At 68.2% G+C, this 23,307-nt stretch carries 21 protein-coding genes and 1 tRNA gene; 11 read left to right on the top strand and 11 right to left on the bottom strand.

The window, feature by feature from the left end; all coding sequences use genetic code 11:
• Positions 1-268 precede the first annotated feature (268 nt).
• Complete coding sequence (locus tag G9C83_RS03165; RefSeq protein WP_167244657.1) at positions 269-3,130, top strand: FG-GAP-like repeat-containing protein; 2,862 nt, start codon at positions 269-271, stop codon at positions 3,128-3,130.
• 50 nt (positions 3,131-3,180) lie between these two features.
• On the opposite strand, the gene G9C83_RS03160 is transcribed toward G9C83_RS03165, so the two are convergent.
• Genes G9C83_RS03160 through G9C83_RS03150 form a run of 3 tightly spaced genes read right to left on the bottom strand, consistent with a single transcriptional unit; the run spans position 3,181 to position 4,944 of the window.
• Positions 3,181-3,711: a hypothetical protein gene (locus tag G9C83_RS03160; RefSeq protein WP_167244656.1), complete on the bottom strand. Its 531-nt coding sequence runs from the start codon at positions 3,709-3,711 to the stop codon at positions 3,181-3,183.
• Positions 3,708-4,481 carry an AAA family ATPase gene (locus tag G9C83_RS03155; RefSeq protein WP_167244655.1) on the bottom strand — a complete coding sequence of 258 codons (774 nt, stop codon included), beginning with the start codon at positions 4,479-4,481 and terminating at the stop codon, positions 3,708-3,710. Before G9C83_RS03155 ends, G9C83_RS03160 begins: the two co-directional genes overlap by 4 nt.
• A complete protein-coding gene (locus G9C83_RS03150; RefSeq protein WP_167244654.1) occupies positions 4,474-4,944 on the bottom strand; it encodes a hypothetical protein in 471 nt (156 codons plus the stop codon). The genes G9C83_RS03155 and G9C83_RS03150 overlap by 8 nt, the downstream gene beginning before the upstream one ends.
• Positions 4,945-5,122: 178 nt before the next feature.
• On the opposite strand from G9C83_RS03150, the gene G9C83_RS03145 reads away from it, so the two are divergent.
• Positions 5,123-6,538 carry a sugar porter family MFS transporter gene (locus G9C83_RS03145; RefSeq protein WP_167244653.1) on the top strand — a complete coding sequence of 472 codons (1,416 nt, stop codon included), beginning with the start codon at positions 5,123-5,125 and terminating at the stop codon, positions 6,536-6,538.
• A 279-nt stretch (positions 6,539-6,817) separates the two neighbouring features.
• Here the strand turns inward: G9C83_RS03145 and G9C83_RS03140 are convergent, their stop codons facing one another.
• Together G9C83_RS03140 and G9C83_RS03135 are read right to left on the bottom strand one after the other, a co-directional pair.
• Positions 6,818-7,300 (bottom strand): hypothetical protein, encoded by a 483-nt coding sequence (locus tag G9C83_RS03140; protein ID WP_167244652.1) that lies wholly within the window; start codon positions 7,298-7,300, stop codon positions 6,818-6,820.
• 310 nt (positions 7,301-7,610) lie between these two features.
• A tRNA-Tyr gene (locus G9C83_RS03135) sits at positions 7,611-7,684 on the bottom strand.
• Positions 7,685-7,802: 118 nt separating this feature from the next.
• Here G9C83_RS03135 and G9C83_RS03130 point away from each other — a divergent pair.
• From G9C83_RS03130 to ftsZ, 3 genes are all read left to right on the top strand, one after another.
• Positions 7,803-8,330, top strand: coding sequence for a zinc ribbon domain-containing protein (locus G9C83_RS03130; protein WP_167244651.1), 528 nt, complete (start codon positions 7,803-7,805; stop codon positions 8,328-8,330).
• Between the two features lie 174 nt (positions 8,331-8,504).
• On the top strand, positions 8,505-8,672 hold the full coding sequence (locus G9C83_RS03125) for a ribbon-helix-helix domain-containing protein (protein ID WP_167244650.1): 168 nt from the start codon (positions 8,505-8,507) through the stop codon (positions 8,670-8,672).
• Positions 8,673-8,674: 2 nt separating this feature from the next.
• Positions 8,675-9,865, top strand: a complete 1,191-nt coding sequence (gene ftsZ / locus G9C83_RS03120; RefSeq protein ID WP_167244649.1) for a cell division protein FtsZ — start codon at positions 8,675-8,677, stop codon at positions 9,863-9,865.
• 46 nt (positions 9,866-9,911) lie between these two features.
• Here ftsZ and G9C83_RS03115 read toward each other — a convergent pair whose 3' ends face one another.
• Together G9C83_RS03115 and G9C83_RS03110 are read right to left on the bottom strand one after the other, a co-directional pair.
• On the bottom strand, positions 9,912-10,874 hold the full coding sequence (locus G9C83_RS03115) for a TIGR00269 family protein (RefSeq protein WP_167244648.1): 963 nt from the start codon (positions 10,872-10,874) through the stop codon (positions 9,912-9,914).
• A gap of 211 nt (positions 10,875-11,085) precedes the next feature.
• The gene (locus G9C83_RS03110; RefSeq protein WP_167244647.1) at positions 11,086-12,474 is read right to left on the bottom strand and encodes an HD domain-containing protein; all 1,389 of its coding nucleotides are present in this window, start codon (positions 12,472-12,474) and stop codon (positions 11,086-11,088) included.
• A gap of 127 nt (positions 12,475-12,601) precedes the next feature.
• Here G9C83_RS03110 and G9C83_RS03105 point away from each other — a divergent pair, with 127 nt between their 5' ends.
• Positions 12,602-13,249: a hypothetical protein gene (locus G9C83_RS03105; protein ID WP_167244646.1), complete on the top strand. Its 648-nt coding sequence runs from the start codon at positions 12,602-12,604 to the stop codon at positions 13,247-13,249.
• Between the two features lie 119 nt (positions 13,250-13,368).
• On the top strand, positions 13,369-14,502 hold the full coding sequence (locus G9C83_RS03100; protein WP_167244645.1) for a hypothetical protein: 1,134 nt from the start codon (positions 13,369-13,371) through the stop codon (positions 14,500-14,502).
• A gap of 165 nt (positions 14,503-14,667) precedes the next feature.
• Here the strand turns inward: G9C83_RS03100 and G9C83_RS03095 are convergent, their stop codons facing one another.
• The 3 genes from G9C83_RS03095 to G9C83_RS03085 all read right to left on the bottom strand — a co-directional run bounded on the left by G9C83_RS03095 (position 14,668) and on the right by G9C83_RS03085 (position 17,595).
• Positions 14,668-15,747 (bottom strand): aminopeptidase, encoded by a 1,080-nt coding sequence (locus G9C83_RS03095; protein ID WP_167244644.1) that lies wholly within the window; start codon positions 15,745-15,747, stop codon positions 14,668-14,670.
• Positions 15,748-15,800: 53 nt separating this feature from the next.
• Positions 15,801-16,616 carry a methyltransferase domain-containing protein gene (locus G9C83_RS03090; RefSeq protein WP_167244643.1) on the bottom strand — a complete coding sequence of 272 codons (816 nt, stop codon included), beginning with the start codon at positions 16,614-16,616 and terminating at the stop codon, positions 15,801-15,803.
• Positions 16,617-16,758: 142 nt separating this feature from the next.
• Positions 16,759-17,595 carry a deoxyribonuclease IV gene (locus tag G9C83_RS03085; protein WP_167244642.1) on the bottom strand — a complete coding sequence of 279 codons (837 nt, stop codon included), beginning with the start codon at positions 17,593-17,595 and terminating at the stop codon, positions 16,759-16,761.
• 79 nt (positions 17,596-17,674) lie between these two features.
• Between G9C83_RS03085 and G9C83_RS03080 the strand changes: the two genes are divergently transcribed.
• Positions 17,675-18,205: a redoxin domain-containing protein gene (locus G9C83_RS03080; RefSeq protein WP_167244641.1), complete on the top strand. Its 531-nt coding sequence runs from the start codon at positions 17,675-17,677 to the stop codon at positions 18,203-18,205.
• On the opposite strand, the gene G9C83_RS03075 is transcribed toward G9C83_RS03080, so the two are convergent.
• On the bottom strand, positions 18,198-19,007 hold the full coding sequence (locus G9C83_RS03075) for a biotin/lipoate A/B protein ligase family protein (protein WP_167244640.1): 810 nt from the start codon (positions 19,005-19,007) through the stop codon (positions 18,198-18,200). The two genes, G9C83_RS03080 and G9C83_RS03075, sit on opposite strands and share 8 nt — an antisense overlap.
• A gap of 333 nt (positions 19,008-19,340) precedes the next feature.
• Here G9C83_RS03075 and G9C83_RS03070 point away from each other — a divergent pair, with 333 nt between their 5' ends.
• From G9C83_RS03070 to G9C83_RS03060, 3 genes are all read left to right on the top strand, one after another.
• Complete coding sequence (locus G9C83_RS03070) at positions 19,341-20,243, top strand: serine/threonine-protein kinase RIO2 (protein WP_167244639.1); 903 nt, start codon at positions 19,341-19,343, stop codon at positions 20,241-20,243.
• A 203-nt stretch (positions 20,244-20,446) separates the two neighbouring features.
• Positions 20,447-22,162 carry a BGTF surface domain-containing protein gene (locus tag G9C83_RS03065; protein WP_167244638.1) on the top strand — a complete coding sequence of 572 codons (1,716 nt, stop codon included), beginning with the start codon at positions 20,447-20,449 and terminating at the stop codon, positions 22,160-22,162.
• An 80-nt stretch (positions 22,163-22,242) separates the two neighbouring features.
• Positions 22,243-23,223: a restriction endonuclease gene (locus G9C83_RS03060; protein WP_167244637.1), complete on the top strand. Its 981-nt coding sequence runs from the start codon at positions 22,243-22,245 to the stop codon at positions 23,221-23,223.
• The last annotated feature ends 84 nt before the right edge of the window (positions 23,224-23,307 follow it).

Below are 23,307 nucleotides of genomic sequence, written 5' to 3'. Positions count from 1 at the left end.
CGAAAGCTACCTTACCGCGAACGCCGGTGTCGTTCAGCCGTGATTTACTGGCTTTATCCGTCGATAGCGAGCGCCATAGAGACTGAGGAGCGTTTCTCGCTATTAACCTCGCAGTTCGTCGAATCACTCGTATGTGTCTTGGTAACATACACTTTCCGCGCAGGGGCCGCGTTCGGATCGCTCGGCCCGGATCCGGTCAGTTCCTGTGGGTGAGCCTACTCTCGTGTTCGAATTCTATAACAAAATTGCTGGATGCCGACGATAGCGTATGGATTCCACAACAGACACTCAGCGAGCGTCGGGAGCGCGACCGTGGCTGACAGTCGCTGTCGTCGTGTTCCTCGCCGTCGGAGCGGCGAGCCTGGGGGTCTCCGGTGTCATCGACTCCAGCGAGCGCGTCGGTGACGACCCCAGTAGAAGCGACGTGAGCGCCAGCCAAGCGACACAACAGGACGGGTGGAACTCCGGAACCACCCCACTCGGTGACGCCGAGACGAAGTTCGAGGGCGCGAGCGCCAACGACACGTTCGGAGCCGCGCTCGCCCACGGCGACCTGAACGGCGACGGCGTCGAAGACCTCATCGTCGGCGCACCCGAAAACGACACGGCCAGCGGCAACAAGTCCGGTGCCGTCTACGTCTTCTACGGCCCCGTAAACGAAACCGACGTCGACGCCGCGTCCGCCGACGTCACGCTCACCGGCGTCGACGACAGCGACCGCGCCGGCTACTCCGTCGCCGCCGGCGACGTCAACGACGACGGCACCGACGACGTCGTCGTCGGCGCGCCACTGAACGACCGAAACGGCTCGTCGGCGGGGATCGCGTACGTCGTCCACGGCGGCGACCTCCCCGAGAGTGCGTCCCTGGCTGAAGCCGACCGGAAGCTCGTCGGCGCGAGCGCGGGCGACCGCGCCGGCTGGGCGGTCGCCACCGTGAACCGCTCTCAGGGTGACGACGTGCTCGTCGGCGCACCACAGAACAGCTCCGCGGGCCAGAACGCGGGCGCCGTCTACGTCGTCTCCGACGCGGACGGCGAGAACGTGTCCCTCGCGGACGCGGCGGCGACACTCGAAGGCGAGAGCTCCGGCGACTTCGCGGGCTGGTCAGTCGCACCCGCCGGTGACTTCGACGGCGACGGCGACCGGGACATCGTCGTCGGCGCGATGAACAACGACTCGAACGCCGGCGAGGCGGGCGCAGCGTACGTCCTCACCGCGAACGTCTCCGGGACGCAGTCGCTGTCCGAGGCGACCGTGAAGCTCGCCGGGGACGCGGCCCGCGACCACGCGGGCTGGTCGGTCGCCGAAGCCGGTGACGTGAACAACGACAGCTACGGCGACGTTGTCGTCGGCGCGCCGTACAACGACCAGCACGGCACGTCGGCCGGCGCAGCCTACGTCGTCCACGGCGGCGAGGACGTCACCGGGACGGTGAATCTGACGGACGCCGGCACCACGCTGCTCGGCGACAGCGAGGACGACCAGGCCGGCTACGACGTCTCGTCGGCGGGATCGGGTGACGTGACCTGTGACGAGTACGCGGACGTGCTCGTCGGCGCACCCGGGAACAACTCGACGGCGCCGGACGCGGGCGCCGTCTACCTCGTCGAGGGTAGCGAGGAGCCCGCCACCGAGCGCAATCTCTCGACGGCGACCGCGAAGCTCGTCGGCGAAAGCGAGGGTGACCGCGCGGGCCAGGCGGTGTCCGACGCCGGAGACGCGACCGACAACGGGAGCACGGACGTGCTCGTCGGCGCACCGCGCAACGACTCCGGCGAGGTCGACACCGGCGCGGCGTACCTGATCGCAGGCCACTGCCCCGAGCCGAAAGAGAAAGACGACGACAGAGAGACGACCGAGCAACCGGACACGACCGAAGCACCGACCACCGAGAAACCAACCACCGAAGAACCCACGACTGAACAGCCGACCACCGAGAAGACGACCACTGAAGCGCCAACTACGACAGCCGATGGCGCCCCGCCCGTGACCGAGGAACCGACGACGGAGCAACCGACCACTGAGGAACCAACCACCGAAGAACCCACGACTGAGCAACCGACGACGGAACAGCCAACCACCGAACAGCCGACGACAGAGGCGCCAACTACCGAAGCACCGACCACGGAAGCACCAACTACCGAGCAGCCAACGACCCAAGCGCCGACGACGGAGGCGCCGACCACTGAGCAGCCGACCACCGAGCAGCCGACCACCGAACAACCGACCACTGAAGCCCCTACGACCGAACAGCCGACCACTCCAGCACCGGCACCAACTACCGAGCAGCCGACAACGGAACAACCGACTACCGAAGCACCCACGACTGAACAGCCGACTACCGAAGCACCCACCACTGAGGAACCAACCACCGAGGCACCGACCACCGAAGCGCCAACTACGACAGCCGATGGCGCCCCGCCCGTGACCGAGGAACCGACGACGGAGCAACCGACGACGGAACAGCCAACCACCGAACAGCCAACGACAGAGGCGCCAACTACCGAGCAGCCGACCACGGAAGCACCAACCACCGAACAGCCAACGACAGAGGCGCCAACTACCGAGCAGCCGACCACGGAAGCACCGACCACCGAACAGCCAACGACAGAGGCACCAACCACCGAACAGCCGACCACTACTACGGCCGTGCCCGAAATCCCCCCACCGAAGTTCGCCGGGTGTAGTCAGATTATCGTCTACTCCGACACGTCCGTGAGCTCCTTCGAAATCGTGTTGTACGACGAGGAGGGTGACGCGTACAGCACGGTCACTGTGGACGTTGACGACGCTGATTCGGAGTACGACTACGACCAGCAGAACTTCGGGAGCGGTGAAGAGGGCGTCGTCGGCTACGGATTCGAGCAGGGCGACGAGTTCGAGTCCGGCATCAAGGTCGTCGGCGTCGTCGACTACCAGGGGGCCGACTACGTGAGCCCGAACTTCAACCTTGATACGGGGAACTGTGGCGGAGCTGGCGGTGTAGTCGAAGGTGATTCGTTCGACTGGTCGGACACCCTGGACTCCAACAGTGGACTCTCCATCGTGAACACCGGCGCGGCCGCGCCGGGCGCAGCGCTCATCGCGTCCGTGGGCTCTCTCGGGCTGTTCGTCCGCACCCGCAACTGAACTCCGAACTCCACGCGTTCCATTTTTCGCCGCGATCCGCCGAGCAGTAGTCAGTCCTCGGAGAATTCGTCGAATCCCCACTCCTCGGCGCGCTCGCGGGCTTCCTCGCGGGCGCGGTCCCGAATCGCCTCGACTTTCTCCTCGTCCGCGAGGAAGGCTTCGACGGCGTCGAGGTCGTCGTCAGCGGGGTCGCCGTCTCCGATGTCCCCGGCTTCGGCGGCTTCTCGGGTTCGCTGCGCGAGAACGTCGTCGCCGGCGAGTCGCTCGGCGGGCGTGCCGGGTGCGACGGCGTGCTGGTCCGTGCGGGGGACGCTGCCGTCGTCGCCCGCGTAGCACTCCACGCGCAGCGGCCCGGTCGTCGCGAGGTCCGCGAGCGCCGCTGCGCCGCCCCGCCCCGTTCCCGTGTGGCGGACGTGCGTGGGGACGCCGTCAGTGAACGCGACGACGCCCTCGCCGTCGTCGTCGAGGAGGAGCGCGTCCTGCGGGGTGAGCACAGCGTGGCCGGTGAGCTCGCGGTCGAGCGCGAGCGACAGCGCGGCCGCCGCGTCGTCGACGACGCGCGCGAACGTCAGTTCGGTCATGGCTGTTCCGGGACGACCGCGCTCCGGAAGCGGTCGGCGACCGACTCGGCGTCCGCCTCTCGGACGTCGATGGCATCGGCGGCGCGCCGGTACGCGGCCGCGGCGTCGCTGTCGGGCGCGTGCGCGAGCAGCGGCTCACCGGCGCGCCGCGCCGACCGCACCGCGTCGTCGTCGGGGATCGAGCCGAGCGTCGCGCCCTCGAAGTACTTCCCGGATTGCTCGGCGACGCGCTCGACCGCCTCGGGGTCCTGGACTTTGTTGTAGAGCGTGCCGGCGACGCCCGTGCCGTACGACGTCGCGTACTCCTGGACCTTGAGTGCGTCCGAGATGGCGGGAATCGTCGGCTGCACCACGAGCACCGCGCGGTCCGCGAGCACCACCGGGAGGACGGCGCTGCGGCTCGCGAGCGTCGCCGGCGAATCGAGGAGGAGGACGTCCGTGTCGGCCGCGAGGTCGGCGACGACGTCGCGGAGCCGAGCCGGGTCCGCCTCGCGGAAGTCCCCGAGTCCCGTGCCACAGGGAACGACGCGCATCCCGTAGCGCTCGTAGACGGCGTCCGAGACGTCGGCGCCGCTGTCGGTAATCAGGAGGTCGTGGAGGGTCACATCGACGTCCGCGAGGCCCGCGTGGAACAGCAGGTTCGCCATCCCGGTGTCGGCGTCGACGACCGTCACGTCGTAGTCGTCGGCGAGCGCCATCCCGAGCGCGAGCGTGCTCGTCGTCTTCCCGGTGCCGCCCTTCCCGGAGGCGACGGCGAACGCCTCAACCATCCTCGTCCTCCGGGCGCAGCGCGGCGGCGAACGCGTCCCTGTCGTCGGGCAGCGAGGCGAACTGTTCGTCCGCGACGCGGCGGCGCTCGCGGACGTCCTCGCTCGGGCTGCCGAGCGCGCGCTCGCGGCACGCCGCGTAGAGCTCGGAGACGGAGTTCCGGTAGGCGGCGATCTGGCGGGCGCGCTCGACGGCCGCGAGCACGGAGGCCTCGTCGCTGGTCGCGCACGCGACGTCGGCGTCGACGGTCGACGTGCCGACCACCACGACCGCGGCACCGTCGGCGTGCTCGCGGATCGTGTCGACGACAGCGGCGGGGTCTGCGACGGCGTTCGCGTCGACGACGGCGACGTCCGGCGCGTCGCGGGCGACCGCGTCGCCGACCCCCGCAGCGTCGACGACGACGGTGTCCGGGAGCGCGGCGGCGAGCGCCTGCCGCGTTTCGTCCGCGACCAGGAGTGTCACGTGCAGAGTATTCGCGTTCTCCGTGAAAATATTTTCGGGGAGGAGATCGAAAATTCCCCGTTGGCGAGCGTGAATTCCAGGTACGGCAGCGGGGTAGTCCGGCCGCGATGGCTCGTTCCGAGCGACCGGGAATTTTGGAGAATTTTTTGTATTAGTAGTAAAAATCCGTGTCGTACGCATGGGACTCACGGACGCAGACGGGGCCCTCGGCGGGCAATCCCGCTTCGTCTACGTCGTCGCCGCGATGGCCGCCCTCAACGGGCTGCTGTTCGGCTTCGACACGGGCATCATCTCGGGGGCCATCCTGTTCATCAACGACTCGTTCAGCCTCTCGCCGCTCGTCGAGGGCATCGTCGTCAGCGGCGCCATGGCGGGCGCCGCCGGCGGCGCGATGCTCGGCGGCCGGCTCGCAGACCGAATCGGGCGACGGCGGCTCATCCTGCTGTCCGCGGTCGTCTTCTTCGCGGGGTCGTTCCTGATGGCGGTCGCGCCGAACGTCCCCGTGCTCGTCGCCGGCCGGCTCGTCGACGGCGTCGCCATCGGGTTCGCCTCCGTCGTCGGCCCGCTGTACATCTCCGAGATCGCGCCGCCGGAGATCCGCGGCGGGCTCACGTCGCTGCACCAGCTGATGGTCACCATCGGCATCCTCGCGTCGTACTTCGTGAACTACGCGTTCGCGGACGCCGGCGCGTGGCGGTGGATGCTCGGCGCGGGCATGGTGCCCGCCGTCGTGCTCGGCGTCGGCGTGCTCAAGATGCCCGAGAGCCCGCGGTGGCTGTTCAGCCACGGCCGGCCCGACGACGCCCGCCGCGTCCTCGAACGCACGCGAGAGGGCAGCGTCGACGACGAACTCGCCGAAATCGAGGAGACCGTCGAACGCGAATCCGGCACCAGTCTCCGCGACCTCCTCGCGCCGTGGCTCCGGCCCGCGCTCGTCGTCGGCGTCGGCCTCGCCGTCCTCCAGCAGATCACGGGCATCAACGCGGTGATGTACTACGCGCCGACCATCCTCGAGTCCACGGGCTTCGGGAGCACGGCGTCCATCCTCGCGACGGTCGGCATCGGCGCCGTCAACGTCGCCATCACGGTCGTCGCCATCGCGCTCGTCGACCGCGTCGGCCGCCGCCCGCTGCTGCTCGTCGGCACCGGCGGGATGACCGTGACGCTCGCCGGGCTCGGCGTCATCTTCTACCTCCCCGGGCTCTCCGGCGTGCTCGGAATCGCCGCGACCGTCTGCCTGATGTTGTACATCTCCTTCTTCGCGGTCGGGCTCGGCCCCGTCTTCTGGCTGCTCATCTCCGAAATCTACCCGCTGTCGGTCCGCGGCTCCGCGGAGGGCGTCGCCACCGTCGCGAACTGGGGCGCCAACCTCGCGGTGTCGCTGTCGTTCCCGATTCTCACCGCGAACGTCGGCCCGTCGTGGACGTTCTGGCTGTTCGGCGGCTTCAGCGCCGTCGCGCTCGTGTTCACGTACGGCCTCGTCCCCGAGACGAAGGGCCGCACGCTCGAAGCCATCGAGGCCGACCTCCGCGAGAACGTCGCCGGCTCCGCGGGCGCCGCCCCACACCAGCGCCCGGACGTCGGCGACGACTGACCGAGCGCGGTTACTGGCAACTACTGACGCACGCGTCCGCCGGGCGTATTACTGGTGAAAACGGACGATGCAGGAGTTCAACTTGATGGTCGCGGTGACGGCCATCCTCGCGACGATCACCGCCGTTCCACTTCGGGTTCCCCCGGGCGCAAGAGGACGTGATAGCCGGCAGCGACGTCTCGGTCGACGACCACAGCGCGCAGGTGACGTGGATTAGCGGGGGAACGCCGACGGTCTCCGCGTCGAAGCGACGAACGCGACCGCGCCGCACCCAGTCGGTTAGTTGCTCTCGTCCTCGTCGGCTTTCTCCGCGGCCTCCTCACCGGCCTCCTCGGTCGCCTCGGCGGCATCCTCGCCCGTCTGCTCGATCTGCTCTCCGGCCTCCTGTGACCCCGCCTCGACGCGCTCGGCCACCGTCTCGCCACCCTCCTGAATCGTCGTGGCGGCCTGTTCGGACATCTCCTCGGTCCGATCGGCAGCCCGCTCGGACATCTCCTCGGTTCGGTCGGCGGTCTCGCTCTTCGCGCTCTCGAGTATCTCCTTCGGCTTCTGTGACTTCCGCATCCAGTAGCCGAGCCCGATCGCAGCGCCGACGAACAACAGCAGCCGCGATATCCCCCCTCCTTTCGACTCGTTCGCTGGTCTGATCTCGACGGTCTTGTCGTTCGACTCCTTGATCGCATCTATCACGGCCTCCTCGAACCGATCACTCTCGGCCCTCTGCGAGACCGCAGACGACCCTCCCAGCAGTGGAATTTTCATTGTAGTCCAACTTCAGAGTCGAGATGTACGCGGAAAATTATTAGCCTTGTAATAGAAAGGAGAGGAGGTTTTCGCCCGGTACAGGCACTCCTCACCGGGGACGACTCCGGAGAGGCTGCGCCCATAGACGGTATGCTTTGCACTGTTGCTCGTTCACGAGAGCAGTCCACCCAATGAGGAGGGCTGCTGCATACAGGACGAGGACGCGGAGCGTTGACTGGGTATCCCGTTCGACTCGCAGACGGATTGTGCGGCGTATGCGTCGAAAACGCGGCGCCGTCCCTCGAACGTAGTTCGACTGGAAAACGAGTCCGCCCTCCCCGATTTGAACGGGGGACAAGTCGATCTACAGTCGACTGCTCTACCAGTCTGAGCTAAGGGCGGGCGCATTCGTTCGTAGGCCGTCGTCCGGATTTAAGAGTTACCATTCGGGGCGACGACGGGCGTCAGACGCGAGGAGTGGCTTGAAGACCCCACAGGTGATAGATGGTAGCGAACGGGCATGTCGAAGATAACCTTCCGGGCGGACGACGACCTCGTGGACGCCGTCGACGACCGCGAGGAGTCCAAGAGCGAGGTGATGCGCGAGGCGCTGCGTACGTACCTCGACGGCGGGGGCGCGGACGAGGACGCCGGCGGGGAGCGCGTCGACGACGTTATCGCCGAGCGCGTCGACGAACTCGTCGAGCGGCGGCTCGCCGCGAGAGCGCGCGAGCGGGACGTAAACGTGAATATCACGGTCGAGCCCGCCGACGGACTGCGTGCGGACGTTCGGAGCGAGCAGGGAGCGCCGCGCCGCGAGCCGACCGGCCGCGGCGACGGTCGTCCGACGGACAGCGGCGGCCGGCGCGAGCAGAGCTGCGCGCAGTGCGGTGCGGCGCTGTCTGACGACCACGTGTACTGTCCGAACTGCGGGGAGAAGGCGACGCGGCGCGTGTTCTGCGAGTGCGGCGACGAGGTGCGCGCGGACTGGTCGTTCTGTCCGCACTGCGGCCGGCGGACCGCGTCGGCGGACGCCCTCGATCGGTAAGACATCTGTTTACATCCGCCGTTAATTATATACGTTGAGACACTGTGGGTAGTGGTACGTAAGACGGTTGTCTTACAGAGAATCGGACGACGGCGCGGGGTTATGACCCGCCCAACGGTTCTGTAAGACGCAGCCGGAACCGAACGCCGTCTTACCACAACGGGGATACCAAATATGGAGCGTGTGACACTCCGCATTCCGAAACAGCAGATCGACGAGGTCGAACAGATGGTCGAACGGGGCAAGTTCCCGAATCGTAGCGAGGCGATTCGGTCGGCGGTCCGTGAGATGATAGACGAGCAGACCGACCAGGCCGGCACGAACAACTGGGCGAAGGTGTAACGATGCAGGACATCGTTCAGGACGCCCTCGACAACGCCGAAGCCGAACAGCGGGAGATGGACGCGAGCAGCGACGGTGACGAGTTCGGCGACCCGCGCATCGTCATCGTGGGCGCTGGCGGCGCCGGCAACAACACGGTCAACCGGCTGTACAACATCGGCGTCGAGGGCGCCGACACCATCGCCATCAACACGGACAAACAGCACCTCAAGATGATCGAGGCCGACACGAAGATTCTCGTCGGGAAGTCCCTGACGAACGGCCTCGGCGCGGGTGGCGACCCTTCGATGGGTGAGCGCGCCACCGAGATGGCCCAGGGAACCATCAAGGAGGTGCTCGGCGACGCGGACCTCGTGTTCGTGACCGCCGGGATGGGCGGCGGTACCGGCACAGGCGCCGCGCCCGTCGTCTCGAAGATCGCCAAAGAGCAGGGCGCGATCGTCGTCGGCATGGTGTCGACGCCGTTCAACGTCGAGCGCGCCCGCACGGTGAAAGCCGAGGAGGGCCTGGAGAAGCTCCGCGACGAGGCGGACTCCATCATCGTCCTCGACAACAACCGCCTGCTCGACTACGTCCCGAACCTTCCCATCGGGAAGGCCTTCTCCGTGATGGACCAGATCATCGCGGAGACGGTCAAGGGCATCAGCGAGACCATCACCCAGCCCAGCCTCATCAACCTGGACTACGCCGACATGACCGCCATCATGAACCAGGGCGGCGTGGCGGTGATGCTGGTCGGCGAGACCCAGGACAAGAACAAGACCAACGAGGTCGTCAAGGACGCGATGAACCACCCGCTGCTGGACGTCGACTACCGCGGCGCGAGCGGCGGACTCGTCCACATCACAGGTGGCCCGGACCTCACGCTCAAAGAGGCCGAGGGCATCGCGGACAACATCACGGAACGGCTGGACGCGAGCGCGAACGTCATCTGGGGCGCGCGCATCCAGGAGAACTACAAGGGCAAGGTGCGGGTCATGGCCATCATGACCGGCGTGCAGTCCGCGCAGGTGCTCGGTCCGAGCACCCAGAAGCAGGCGGACAAGTCCCGCCAGGAGCTCAAGGATGTCGACGCCGACGCCAAGCAGCGCGCCGTCGACGATGCCGGCAGCACCTCGAGCGAGTTCGGCGCGCACTCGGACGGCGGCAAGGAAGAGGTCGAGAAGAACAACGGCCTCGACGTCATCCGGTAACCGCCCAGTTCTTTTCGCGGCAGCTACCGACCCGTAGCGGTAGGTCTCAGACGGCGTCGACGGCTTCGACGAGCGCGCACTTCCGGCAGCGGTCCCGCGTCGTCGGCGCGCCACACTCCTCGCACTCGCCGACGGGCTCGTCCTCGTCGCCGTACTCCTCGGCCGCGAGCCCGGCGAGCTCCTCGTAGCCCGCCATGATGGAGTGGCGCGTCCCCGGATGGTTCTCCTCCAGCTTCAACAGCAGGTCCTGGATCTCGCCGCGGAACGCCTCACTGGCGTGCGGGCACTCCTCCATGTGGACCGGGAGGTCCCGGAGCTGGGCGTACAGCGCGACCTCCTTCTCGGGGACGTCCCGGAGCGGCTTCGCGCGCGGAATCATGTCCTCTTTGGGCGTGCGCTCGTCGAACGGTCCGAGGCTGGCGTCGAAGTGCTTCGCGACCTGTTCGACGTTCCCCTCGAAGATGTTCATCAGCGCCGTCTCGGCCTCGTCGTCGAGATTGTGGCCGGTGAGGAGTTTGTCGGCGTCGTACTCCTCGGCGTACCGCGCGAGGAGGTCCCGACGGAACACCCCGCAGTACGCGCAGGGTGCCATGTCAAGCGGGTCGTCCTCGGCGACGTCGTCCATCTCCACGTCGAACTCGTCGGCGTACGCGACGACCTCGTGGCGGACGTCGCGGTCCGCGACGAGTTCCTCGCAGGCGGCGAGGCTCTCGTCGCGGTAGCCCTCGATGCCCTCGTGGATGGTGAGCGCGACCAGTTCGACGCGCGGGTCCTCCGCGAACGTCTCCTCGACGATGTCCGTGAGGACGACGCTGTCCTTCCCGCCGGAGAGCCCGACGACCCACGTCTCGGGGTCCTCGGGGGTGGCGTCGTCGGGCAGCATGTCGTCCTCGCGGATGCGCCGCCGCACGCGGCGCTCGACGCTCTCGAAGAGGTGGCGCTCGCAGAGGTGCGCGCCGGAGTACGCCGCGTGCATCACGGCCTCGCGGTCGCACTTGGTGCAGTCCATTGGGTACACGTTTGCAGCGCCGGCGTTTCACCGTTACGTCTCGGCGAACCGCGGCGACCGATAAATCACATGTCGGGATAGCAAATCGGCGATTGCAGCGAACATACGCACACAGATTCGGCTGCGGGAGCGAGCGGGCGATGGCTCAGCCGGCGACCTCGGAGCTTGCGGCGGGAACGAGGGGGACGAGGTCAGGGGAGAGCGGCCGCGTTCACGGGGTGGGCTCGTACTGCGCGGCGTGGAACCAGTCGACGAGCGTCTCGGTCGCGCGCTTCTCGACGCCGTGAGGGACGTAGACGAACGGGATCGGGCGGTCGAACGCGCGCTCGCCGTACAGCCCCCAGTCGCCGACCGAGCGGGTGGTGCCGCCGTACGCGATGGGGATGTCTTCGAGGTCCTGTGGCTCGTACTCGGGGACGTAGGACTGCTCGACCCAGACCTCGTGGGCGGCGACGTCGAGCTCGTCGGCGAGGTCGGCCTCGATGCGGTCGGCGTGCTCGACGAGCCAGTCGCTGAATGCGTCGAGGTTGGCGTCCACGCGGTCGGCGTACGCGATGCGGTGCTTCCAGCACGTCTCGGGGAAGCGACGCGCGCGGAAGCGGTCGTAGAGCGCAGCGAGCGTGGAGTCGGGGTGCTCGCGGGCGGCGACGCGCAGCCGCTCCATGATGGTGTTGTCGTCGATTTCGCCGTCGAGGACGCGGTCGGCGGTGACGGGCGGTTCGTCGGCGAGCGCGGCGAGCTCGTCGAGGAGTTCGCTCAGGAGGACGTGGGCGTAGACTGACTTGTGGTGCTGGGTCACCCACATGTAGACGGCGATGCGGCCTTCGAGGTAGTTGCCGATCGTCGAGAGCGCCTTGTCCGAGAGCGCGAGCCCCTCCTCGGGGTGGGCGGTGTAGGAGCCGACCATGCGGTCGGTGTCGAAGCTGAGGACGTCCGCGCCCGTCATCTGGTTGTCCCGCGTGATGTAGTCGAGGCGGTCGACGTCGATGGGCGAGTGCAGGATCTGGGCGGCGACGCCGTGCTGCCAGCGGCCGCCGCGCTCGTACTCGAGGCTGTACCCGAGGACGTGCGCGCAGACGTCGTGGGGGTCGACGTCCATCTCGTGGAGGCCGTCCGCGAACTCTTCGAGAACGATGAGACAGCCCAAGAGCTCGTGCGCGGACGCCTCGCGGATGGGGGCGTCGCCGACGCCGGCGTCCGCGAACGTCGCCTGGAGGCCGTGGTCGGCGAGCCGGTCGCGGAGGTCGTCGGTGTCGACGAAGCGCTCGCCGAGGTGGCTGAACGGCGGGTGGCCGACGTCGTGGAGGAGCGCGGCGCACTCCAGGGTGCGCTGGATGTCGTCGAGCTCCGCGGTCGTGGCGTCCCGGTAGAAGTACGGCTGCTCGCGGAGGTTCTCGAAGACGGTGCGCGCGAGGTGGTAGACGCCCAGCGAGTGCTCGAAGCGCGTGTGGTTCGCGCCCGGGTAGACGAGGTAGGTCGCCGAGAGCTGGCGGACGTGGCGGAGCCGCTGGAACGCGCGGTGGTCGAGGACGTTGTCGACGAGCGGCTGTTCGAGTTCGACGTAGCCGTGGACGGGGTCTTTGATTTGCGTGGCCGGCATGGGTGTGCGTCGCCGGTCCGGAGGGACCGACCGAGATTGTCAGGGATACGACCCCCGAGCGGGTTGGTCTTTCGATTGCCGCGGGCGTGCACAACGGTTTTCGGCGCTCGCGGGCTACGGGTACGCGATGGACCGAGACGCCGCCGTCGACCGAGTGGAGGAGCTCGTCGACACCGTCGCGAGCGAGGAGATGCCGGTGCCGGTGCGCGAGCTCTGGGTGTACGGCGACGTCGCGCTCGGCCTCGATCCCGTCGAGCGCCTCGACGTCTACCTCACGAAGGACATCCTCCTGCGGGGGGACGACGCCGACCGCGCCGACGAGTTCGAGCGCGAGTACGGGGTGAAGGGCGTCGGGAAGACGGTTCGCGCGTCGTGGGCCGACGAGCACCCGGAGTACCTGCGCGCGAACGACAACGGCCACGTCGCGCCAGAGCGCTGTCTCGCCGCGCACCTCCTCGACGACGACGAGCCGATTCACCTGGAGGTGTGTAACGCGAGCTTCGAGGACAACGTCACGCAGCGCCTGGAGGGCGCGCGGGCGACCGAGACCTACGAGAACGTCCTCGACCCGCGGGGCGTCTGCCTGTGGGCCGAGGGCGAGCGCAGCGACGACGCCCTCCGGAAGCTCCGCGAGGGCGAGTTCGTCTTCCCGACGCTGTCGGGCGCCCTGGAGATGCTCGGCGCCGACGAGAGCGAGGCGGAGACGGCCGCCGCCGCCGTCGAGGAACGCCGCGAGCGCGCGGAAGGGGCGACCGTCCGCGGCGACGTCGTGTAGCGAACAGGTGCGATTTTCCGGGTCCTGAGTCCTCCTCTCTGCGCCTGCCAGTAAGCTACGTGTACTGTTAACAGACTCCGTGTAACAATACCTCAAGGAGTTTTTGTATCTGAGGTAGCATGAAACCCACAGGCACGGCACTCACACCACTCCAGCAGACGGAGACGGTCACCGACGCCGTCCAGGAGACGATTGCGGAGGTCATCGCGTACCTGCCGACCATCCTCAGCGCAATCATCATCCTCGTCATCGGCTTCATCATCGGCCGAATCGTCGGCGGCGTCGTCAGACGGATAATCGAACGCATCGGCATCTCACAATACGGACCCGGCAGGGACACCGAGGGGACGTCTGAGGGGGACGAAGGTGACAGCATCGCACGCGCGCTCGGGAAGCTCGTCGCCTACTACATCTACTTCGTCACCATCGTCGCCGCGGTGAACGTCCTCGACATCACCCAGCTCTCCGAGCTGCTGGGCAACCTCGCGTCGTACCTCCCGACCATCCTCGGCGCGGTCGTCCTGCTCATCGTGGGGTTCGTCGTCGGCCGCATCATCGGGGACATCGTCGCGGACCTCGTCGGCGGGTTCGACATCGGCCCGCACCTCCGTGACACGCCGCTCGAACAGTTCGGCGACGAGCGCGGCGAGTTCGGCCACATCGTCGGCCTACTCGTCACGTACTACATCTACCTGCTCACGCTGCTCGCCGTCGCAGACATCGTCGAAATCGAGGCGCTCACCGAACTCCTCGACACGTTCGCTGCCTACCTGCCCGCGCTCGCGGGCGCGCTCATCGTGCTGCTGGTCGGCATCTGGCTCGCCGAGCGCGTCGGCGGTCACGTCGCGAACAGCGACGCCAGCCGGGCGACCGACTGGGCCGGCCTCGGCGTGAAGCTGTTCATCTACTACGTCACCGCGACCATCGCGCTCGGCGCCATCGGCTTCCAGACCGCCATCCTCGCCGGCGTGTTCACGTCGTTCTTCGTCGCGTTCTTCGGCGCGCTCGCCATCGCGCTCGCCATCGGTATCGGCGTCGCCCTCGGCCTCGGCGGCCAGAACTACGTCGAGGAGAACATCGACGACTGGGTGCAGTCCGCTCGCGAGGCCACGCAGTCGAGTGGCACGGGCGCAGGAACTTCCGGGTCGCCCGACTCCGAAGTCGACGACGCGACTCGCGACAGCGACCTCGGGAGCTCGGACACCGACGACACCGACTTCGGTGACTCCGACAACTCCAGCCTGGACGACTGACGCGCTCCCGGCAGGACCGGTCTCACCGGCCTCCCGCGTTCGCCGTTCGGCTGTCCGTAGTTCGCACTCGCGTCGCTGTGCTCGCGTGCTCACGGCTTCCGAACGTCGCCGTGCGCTATGACGTGGGTCTCATTCGTTCGCCCCGCTCACTCACTCCGAACCACGCTACTCTTCGAACCGGAACGTCCCGTCACGCTGGACGATTTCGCCGTCGACCTCGATGTAGGAGTCCTCGCTCATGTCGACGATCATGTCGACGTGGGTCGCGGACTCGTTGAACGGCTGGCCCTCGGGGACGCACTCCTCGATGGCGCCGCCGACGGCGAGGTGGACGGTGTCGCCCATCTTCTCGTCGAACAGCATGTTGTACGTGAACCGGTCGATGGCCCGGTTCATCCCGATGCCGAGCTCGCCGAGGCGCCGCGAGCCCTCGTCCGTGTGCAGAATGCTCTCCAGCGCGGCCTCGTTCTGTGCGGCCGAGAAGTCGACGACTTCGCCGCCCTCGAACTCCAGCCACGCGTCCGTGATCTCCTTGCCCTGCCGGATGAGCGGCTTGTCGAAGAGGACTTCACCCTCCACGCTGTCCGGGACCGGGCACGTGAACGCCTCGCCCGCGGGCATGTTCTTGTCGCCCCAGTCGTTGGCGCCCTCCATCCCCGCGATGCTCATCGTGATGTCGGTGGTGTCCCCGGAGACGACGCGAACGTCCTCGCCTTCGTCCAGAATTTCGACCATCTGGGCCTGGAACTCCCGCTGGGCGTCCCAGTCCTTGTCCACGGCGTCGTAGACGAAGTCCTCGTAGGCCGCCGTGCTCATCTCCGCCTGCTGGGCGTCCGCGGGCGTCGGATGCTGGGTGATGACCCAGCGCTTGCGGAGGCGCTCCTCCAGAATCGGACCGTGCGAGCGACTCGCGGCCTGGCCCTTCTCCGGCGGAACGTCGCTGGTCTCGAAGGCGTTCCCGCCGCCCCCGATCAGGAACACGACGTCGGTCTCCTCCATCGCGGCGAGGTCGTGAGCCTTCGTCTCGTAATCTCCGACGTCCATCGCGCGGTTGTACGCGCGCGCAGCGCGAGCCGACCCCCACTTCGTGGTCGGCCGCGCGCCGACCTCGCCGAGTTGCTCGTACAGCGCGACCACGAGGTCTTCGGCCTCCTTCGGCGCGCGAATCAACACCATGTCGCCGCGCTGCACGTCGGTGCAGTCCTCGACGAGAATCTCGGCGTGGCGGCGGACTCTGTCGTCCATACCGCGAGGTGGAGTGTCCGACGAATAAAGCCCGGAGAAGTGGAAAACGAGCCCTACTCCGGAGCCGCCCTGTCGGCGTCCGGGACGCGGCCCACGGTGACGTGGAACGGGACGGTCTCGACGCGCTCGTAGTCGTCCTCGCGCATCTGCGCGACCACCTCGCGGCCCATCTCCCGCCACTCCGCGCGCAGCGCGTCGTAGGCCTCCGAGGAGAGCCCGCCCGCCGCGAGCGTCGGCCGCTGCTCGGCGAGGCGCTCGCCGGTCGCCTTGCGCGCGGCGGCCTCTAGCGCGGCCTCGCCGTACGGCGGCTCGACGGCCTGCACGTGCTCGTACCGCGTCGTCGACACGTCCACGAGCCCGGCTTCCTCGAAGCAGTCCGCGGCGCCCGCACCCAGCGAGACGTCCGTGTCGACGCCCGCGATGTACGCGTCGCGGGCGCGGGCGGCGAGTGGCGGCTCGCTCGCCACCGTCGACTCGACGGTGACCGCGGCGTTGTTCGGCTCGACTGCCGCCACGAGCCCCGAGGACACGCGCGCGAACTCCCGGACGGCGGCGACGGGGTCCGGGAGGTTGATGAGCAGCGCCTGGCACGCGACGAGGTCGCAGGCGTCCTCGCGGAACGGCAGCCGCGTCGCGTCCCCGACGACGCGCTCGTCCGCGGCGACGTGCTCGAGCAGTTCCCGGTCGGCGTCGAGGGCGAGCACCTCCGCGTCGGACTCCTCTCGGAACACCCGCGTGAGCTCCCCGGTGCCACACCCCACGTCGAGAATCCGCTCGCGACTGCCCAGCCGGAGCGCGTCCAGGGCCTCTCGCTCGGCCCACATCCCGCGGCGCGTCTCTTCGAGGTAGTCGGCGCTGAAGCGGCGCACACCCCCACTAAATACGGGGTCGGCAAAAGCGACGGGGTCCTCGTGCGATTCGGACTGCCGAAGTCGGACTACGACGCTCGCAACGACGAGGCGCTTACGCGCCTCGCAGTTCACGGCTCCCGCCGGTCACCATTCCGGGAGTCTACGACTCCCGCAGTTCCCGCACCTTCTCGATGTTCCACGCGAATCCGCGGCCGTCCTCGTGTGGCGTCTCCAGCACGAGCGGCACCTCGTTGTCGACGATGGCGTCGTGGTTGACGAACGCGTCCATGCCGTCCTCGCCGATGTGCCCCTCGCCGATGTGAGCGTGCTCGTCCTTGTTCGTGCCGCAGTCGTGCTTGGAGTCGTTGAGGTGGACGCACGCGAGGTGTTCGAACCCGACGACGTCGTCGAACTCCGCGAGCGTCTCCGTCACGGCTTCGGGCGTGGAGAGGTCGTAGCCCGCGGCGAACGCGTGCGCGGTGTCGACGCAGACGTCGAGGTCCTGTTCGGACTCCTCGAGGACGTACGCGAGGTGTTCGAAGTCCCCGCCGAGCTTCGTGCCCGAGCCCGCGTCGCTCTCCACGAGCACGGTGACGCCCTCGGGAATGTCGAGTTCGTCGAGCGCGCTGACGGCGTTGTCGAGGCCCTGCTGGACGCCCGCGCCAGTGTGCGCGCCGAGGTGGACGTTCACGTACTCGATGCCGAGCTGGTCGGCGGCCTCGACCTCCTTCTGCATGCTGCCGACGGACTTCTCGCGGAGGTCGTCCTTGGGGGTACAGAGGTTCACGAGGTACGACGAGTGGATGACCCACGGGCCGTCGAGGCTCCCGTCCGTTCCCTCGCGGAAGGCTTCGGCCTCGTCGTCGCCGATGTTCGGGTCCTGCCACACTTGCGGAGAGTGCGTGAAGATCTGGCCGCAGTTCCCGCCGACGTCCAGTTCGTTCTCGACGGCGTTGTCGACGCCGCCCGCGATAGAGACGTGTGCGCCTACTCGCATACGCCCCCGTTCGGCGCGGGCGACATAGGGGCTTCGAAGCGTCGGAACACCTATCCCGACTCCCCTCTCTGGTGATAGTATGACAGGGGGCGCAGTCGGGAACGGCGAAGAAGTACCGGACGTGTCGGCGCCGCTCGTCCACGCCAGCGGCGACGTGACGGAGACAGCGCTGTCGGAGCTGTACGACGACCGGCCGGTGCTGATGGTGTTCTACACGAACGACTTCAGCCCGGACTGCGTGAACGAGTGGTGCTCGTTCCGCGACTACGGCTGGTTCACGTCGACCGATGACGTCCGCGTCGTCGGCGCGAGCAGGTCCCGCGCGGCGACCCACCGGCGGTTCATCGACTACCTCGACATCGACTTCCCGCTGTACGCCGACACCGACCTCGCCCTCTCGGACGCGTTCGGCGTCACGTACCGCGCGCTGAAGGTGTTCCCGCGGTCGAAGCGCTCGGTGTTCCTCGTGGACGCGGACGGCGTCGTCCAGTACCGCTGGGTGGGCGAACACTCACTCGACCCGACCCGCGACCAGCCGCCGCTGGCCGAGATTCGCGAGGCCGTCGAAGAACACACCGGCGGCGAGCCGGAGACGTTCGGGTTCAGCTAGTCGGCGCGGTCCGCTCGCGCGTCCACGCCTCGCTCGCGTACTTCTCGTCGGCGAGCTCGCGGGCGGCCGCGAGTTCCTCGTCGGTCCACTCGCCGACCGCCGCGTCGCACCACTCCGCGAACGCGTCTTCCAGCGCGGAGACGGCCTCGTCGCGGCTGATTCCCGACTCCTCGTAGATGCTCGTGACGCGGTCGCGGAACTGCTGCTCGTCGACCCCGGGGTCGGCGAACACGCCGAGGTGGTCGCCGACCGCGAGGTCGTAGGACAGCGAGCCGTGCTGGATGACGGCGTCCCGAGTGCGGTACTGGGCGTTGCCGCTGATTTTCCGGCCGTCGACGGCGATGTCGTGGGCGGGGTGGAGCGCGCGCAGGTAGCACGCGGGCTCGTGAATCGCGGGGTGTTCCTCGGCGACGAAGTCCGCGTCGACGCCCATCTCGCGGAAGGCGTCGAGAATCGGCTCGCAGAGCATCCCGTAGCACTCCATCAGGTCCCCGGGGAGTTCGTCGGCGGGCGCGACGATGCTGTACGAGATGTCCGCGTGCTCGTCGTGATAGATGCCGCCGCCGCCGGTCTGGCGGCGCGTGACGGTGATTCCCTCGCGCCCGGCGAACGCCCAGTCGACGGAGTCGGCGGCCTGCCGGTACCCCATCGAGAGCGTCGACGGCGACCACTGGTACGCGCGGACCGTCCGCGGTCCGCCGTCGGCGGCGGTCTCCGCGGCGACCTCCTCTAAGGCCATCTGCATCGGGCCGTCACGGGCTTCCTCGGGTATCAGCCGCCACTCTCGGTCGGCCAGTGTCATGCCCTACCGTTCGTGGCCGACGGCAAAAAACCGGCCCTCCGTGCCGCCAGCAGTGGCCGACGAGCGGGACGCCAGCGTGAGCGCCGAGCGACGGGTGAATCTGTGGGCTCGGGGTCCCGCCGCTATCCCCGAGTGGCCGGAATTCTATATCGTGGTATGTGATTTATTCCACGGTAGGCGGGATTTCGGAGCGGAGACAGAAGCCGATCGTAGAACGCCCGAACGGCGTGTAATCCGACGAACGAGGGACAGCTCCGCGGAACGGGGGCGCGAGAGCGGTGAGCGCGGCGACGGCGAGGCGCTTTTACCCCGGCGCCGTCTACTTCCCAGCGAATGGTTCGGAACGTCGCCGCCGAGATGGCGGACCTCGACCCGGAGGACTTCCACCTGCTCTCGGGCGTCGAACACGGGATGCGGTTCTCCGAGTGGGTGAGCCGCGAGAAGCTCCCGGAGTTCTCCCGGCTGACCCAGGAGGAAGTCGACTACCGGCTCGACAGGATGCTCGACCGGGAGTTCCTCGAACGGAAGACCATCCAGTACGAGGGCGTCCAGCTGACGTTCGCGGGCTACGACGCGCTCGCGCTGCACGCGTTCGCCGAGCGTGACACCGTCGAGGGGTTCGGCGCGCCGCTGGGCGTCGGCAAGGAGAGCGACGTCTACGAGGTGCAGTCGTTCCGCCCGATGGCGCTGAAGTTCCACCGCGAGGGGTACACGCAGTTCCGGGAAGTACATCGCGGCCGCGACTACACCAGCGACAAGGAGCACACGTCCTGGCAGTACACCGCGCGGAAGGCCGCCGAGCGCGAGTACGACGCCCTGGAGACGCTGTACCCGGACGTGCACGTCCCGCGGCCCGTCGACCACAACCGCCACGCGATCGTGATGGAGCGCGTCGACGGCGTGGAGCTCTCGCGAGCGCAACTGGAGCCCGAGCAGGCCAGCGGCGTCCTCGACCTGATACTCCGGGAGGTCGCGACCGCCTACGACGCGGGGTACGTGCACGCGGACGTCAGCGAGTACAACGTCTTCGTGAGCGAGGACGGCGTGACGCTGTTCGACTGGCCGCAGGCCACGCCGAGCGACCACGAGAACGCCCGCGAGCTGCTGGCCCGCGACGTGGGGAACATCGTCGGCTACTTCCGGCAGAAGTACCCGGGCGACGTGCCCGAAATCGACGGGTCGGCGGTCGCGGGCGCGGTCGCCGACGGCGAGTTCGAGTCGGTCTCCGAGTTCTGAGCGCGTACGGCGCTCACGCACAGATTTTCGATGGCGTGAGTTCGCGCGGTTCATCTCGGTAAACCCTATTTCGCGATATGAAATTCACGAGTCCGGCGGTAGGACCGCCTTACTTCGAGGACCCCGTCGTGTCCGGGCGCTGATTCGACACCCCACTGTATTTATACGGCCGCGCGGAAGAGACGGGCGAACGACACTCGGCCATGGCACACACCCGCCTCGTCCCCGTCGTCGCCGCGCTCGTGCTGGTAGCTGCCGCGCTGGCCGGCGTCGCGCCGGCCGCCGCTGACACACAGGCGTCCGCGTCAGTCGGGGACTACACGGTGACGCGGGGCGGAACAGTCAGTATCAGCGTCGGGCACTCCGGACCCGCGAATCTAACGATCTCGGGCGGCGGCTTCGAGGTTCTGGTCGGTCTCGGTGGCAGCGGGACAGACACCATCGAGTTCGACACGTACAACTCGGACGGCGAGACCGCCGGCGAGTTCATCTCGGGTGGAGCGCCGGACTTGAAGGGACCACCGTTAGACGAAGCCGTCCAGCCCGGCGAGTACGTCCTGGAGGTGACTGTCGACGGGGAGACCGAAGCGTACGGGACGCTCACGGTGCTCCCGAACGGCGAGATGACGAGCGAGACGGGCGCGCTCCCCGGCGACTACTTCGGCGAGGACGGCGACGGGAACGCGCTCGGCGCCATTCAGACCCACGCCGAGATCGGGCGCGGCAACGACGACGTCGTGCTCGGCGACTACGCGGCGTTCGTCGTCGACGAGAACGAGAGCGGGTACGGTGCGCCGTTCGACGGCGACGTGACAGTGGACGAGTTGGCCAGCGAGGGCTTCGAGATGCGCATCGAGGAACTCGACCCGGAACCGAACACGGAGGCCGAAACGTACACCGCCGAGGACCTGCGCGTGGAAGCGCAGTTCGGTAGCGGCGACGGCCAGTTCGCCGTGCTCTGGGACACCAGCCGCGTCGACCTCGGCACGGGGTCGAACCACACCTACGAGTTCGAGCTCACCGTCGACGAGACGCAGAATCCGCTCTTCTCGGAGAACCAGACGCTGCTCACGGAGCGCGTGACGCTCGTAGAGCCCTCGGTGAGCATCAGCGCCGACCCCGGGTACACGCTCGCGCCGTGGAACGGCGACAAACTGCAGATTTCCGGGGAGACGAACCTCCTCCCGGGGACGACACTGAACGTGCGCGCGCTCCATGAGGACGGGGATCCGCCCCGTCTCTGGCAGTCCGACGTGCGAGTGTCCAGTGGGGGAGAATTCGGCACGACGTTCGACTTCTCGAACGCCGACCGACCGGCGGAGTTCCCGCTGTGGGTGCAGAGCTACGAGGACGAGACGCGCAGCACGGTCCGGTTGACTGCTGCGGAGGCGTCGGTCCTGTTCCCCTCGCAGGTGGCCAAAAACGGGACGGTGACCGTCGAGCGCGTGACACTCTCCCGGGGTGGGTTCCTCCGGCTGACCGCGGACAACGAGACGGTCGGTACCTCGGGGCCGCTCTCGCAGACGACCAACGGTAGCGTCGACCTCCCGCTGAACACGTCGCTGGACGGCCCGACGAACGTGACTGCGACCGCGATCGTCGACGCGAACGGGAACGGGGAGTTGGACGCTGACGACCCCGCGTACGAAGCGTCGGGGTCGCCAGTCGCTGGTACGGCCGTCGTCGAGCCGGAGACGACGCCAGAGCCGAACACGACCACAGCGAACGCGACACAGACGACAGCAGCGCCGACGTCGACGGAGGTGACGCTACACGTGAACGACGCGGAGCCGCTCGCGCCGGTCGCGAACAACGACGGCTCGTCCGGCGGGTTCGTGCCGCTGTCGCCCGTGACGACGCTCGTCGCGCTCGTCGCGGCGGCGCTGCTGGCGCTCCGCCGCGGACCCGACCGTTTATGAGGTGGCACCGTGGTGACTAAGACAGTACCTGGGGACCGCATGACCGGAGAGAGTACGCGTCCGACCCGGAGGGCTGCCTGATGTTCGACGAGATGGCGGCGTCGGAGTTCCCCGCGTTCCTCGCGGCGTTCTGGGAGGAGAAAGGGTGGTCGACGTCCGTCACGGAGAACGACGACGGCACGTACCTCGTGGGCGGCGACAAGGACAACGGCAAGCGCGGGCTCATCGGCGTCCGCCCGAGCGCGGAGACCGAGATCGGCGCTTCGGAGGTCGAGGACTTCGCGGCGTTCTGCGACCGGAAGGGCGTGGACGTGCGCGTGATGGCGACCCGCGGCCGGTTCACGACCGGCGCGCGGAGCGCCGCGGACGCGGGCAACGTCCACCTGCTCGATCCGAACGAGCTCGCCTCGTCCGTCCGCGACGAGGGCGCCGAGGACCTCGTCGCGGAGTTCACGGACGACGGCGACGGCGGGTCACTGCTCGATAGCGTGCCGAGCCCCCCGCTGCCCGGCGGCGTGCCGAGCGGTATTCCAGTCGTCCCGCTGGTGGTCGCGGCCGTCGTGGTGCTCGCGGCGGTGTTCGCGGGCGGGACGGTGCTCAGTCTCGTGCCGTTCGTCGGCGCGGGCGGTGGCGGAGACGCGGGCCCGGCGTTCACGGCGTTCTCGATGGCGGCCGACGAGAACACCACCGCGACCGCGGAGTGGGACGTCCGCGTGCAGGACGAGCTTCAGACCGACGCCAACACCTACCGGCCACCCGAGGGCGAGACGTTCGTCGTCGTCCAGTTGAACGTGACCGCGGGCGACTCGCAGGTGGTCGTCCGCCAGCAGAACTTCGCGCTGGCGGCGAACGGGACGAACTACGGCCACCAGCGCTTCGAGAACGCGAGCCAACAGTTCCGGCAGCGGCAGGCGGCAGTGACCGCGGCGCCCGGCGAGTCCGGCCGCCTGCTCGTGGTGTTCTCGGTGCCGGAGGGCTTCGACGGCGCGACGCTCGTCGAGCGCGCCGACGGCCCCAGCCTCCGCTTCGAGCGCGCGGCCCTCGACTTCGACGCGGAGTAGGATTCGAAGTTCTTAACCCCGACCGATGCGAAACGTCGGTAACTCGCTGGCGAGCGGGCTCCAGCGGGCTCCTGACGGGAGTCG

It is taken from the genome of Halobacterium sp. R2-5 (assembly GCF_011734195.1).
GTDB lineage: Archaea > Halobacteriota > Halobacteria > Halobacteriales > Halobacteriaceae > Halobacterium.
The sequence above is the reverse complement of the archived record's forward strand: the minus strand, read 5'-3'. Positions and strand labels throughout refer to the sequence as shown.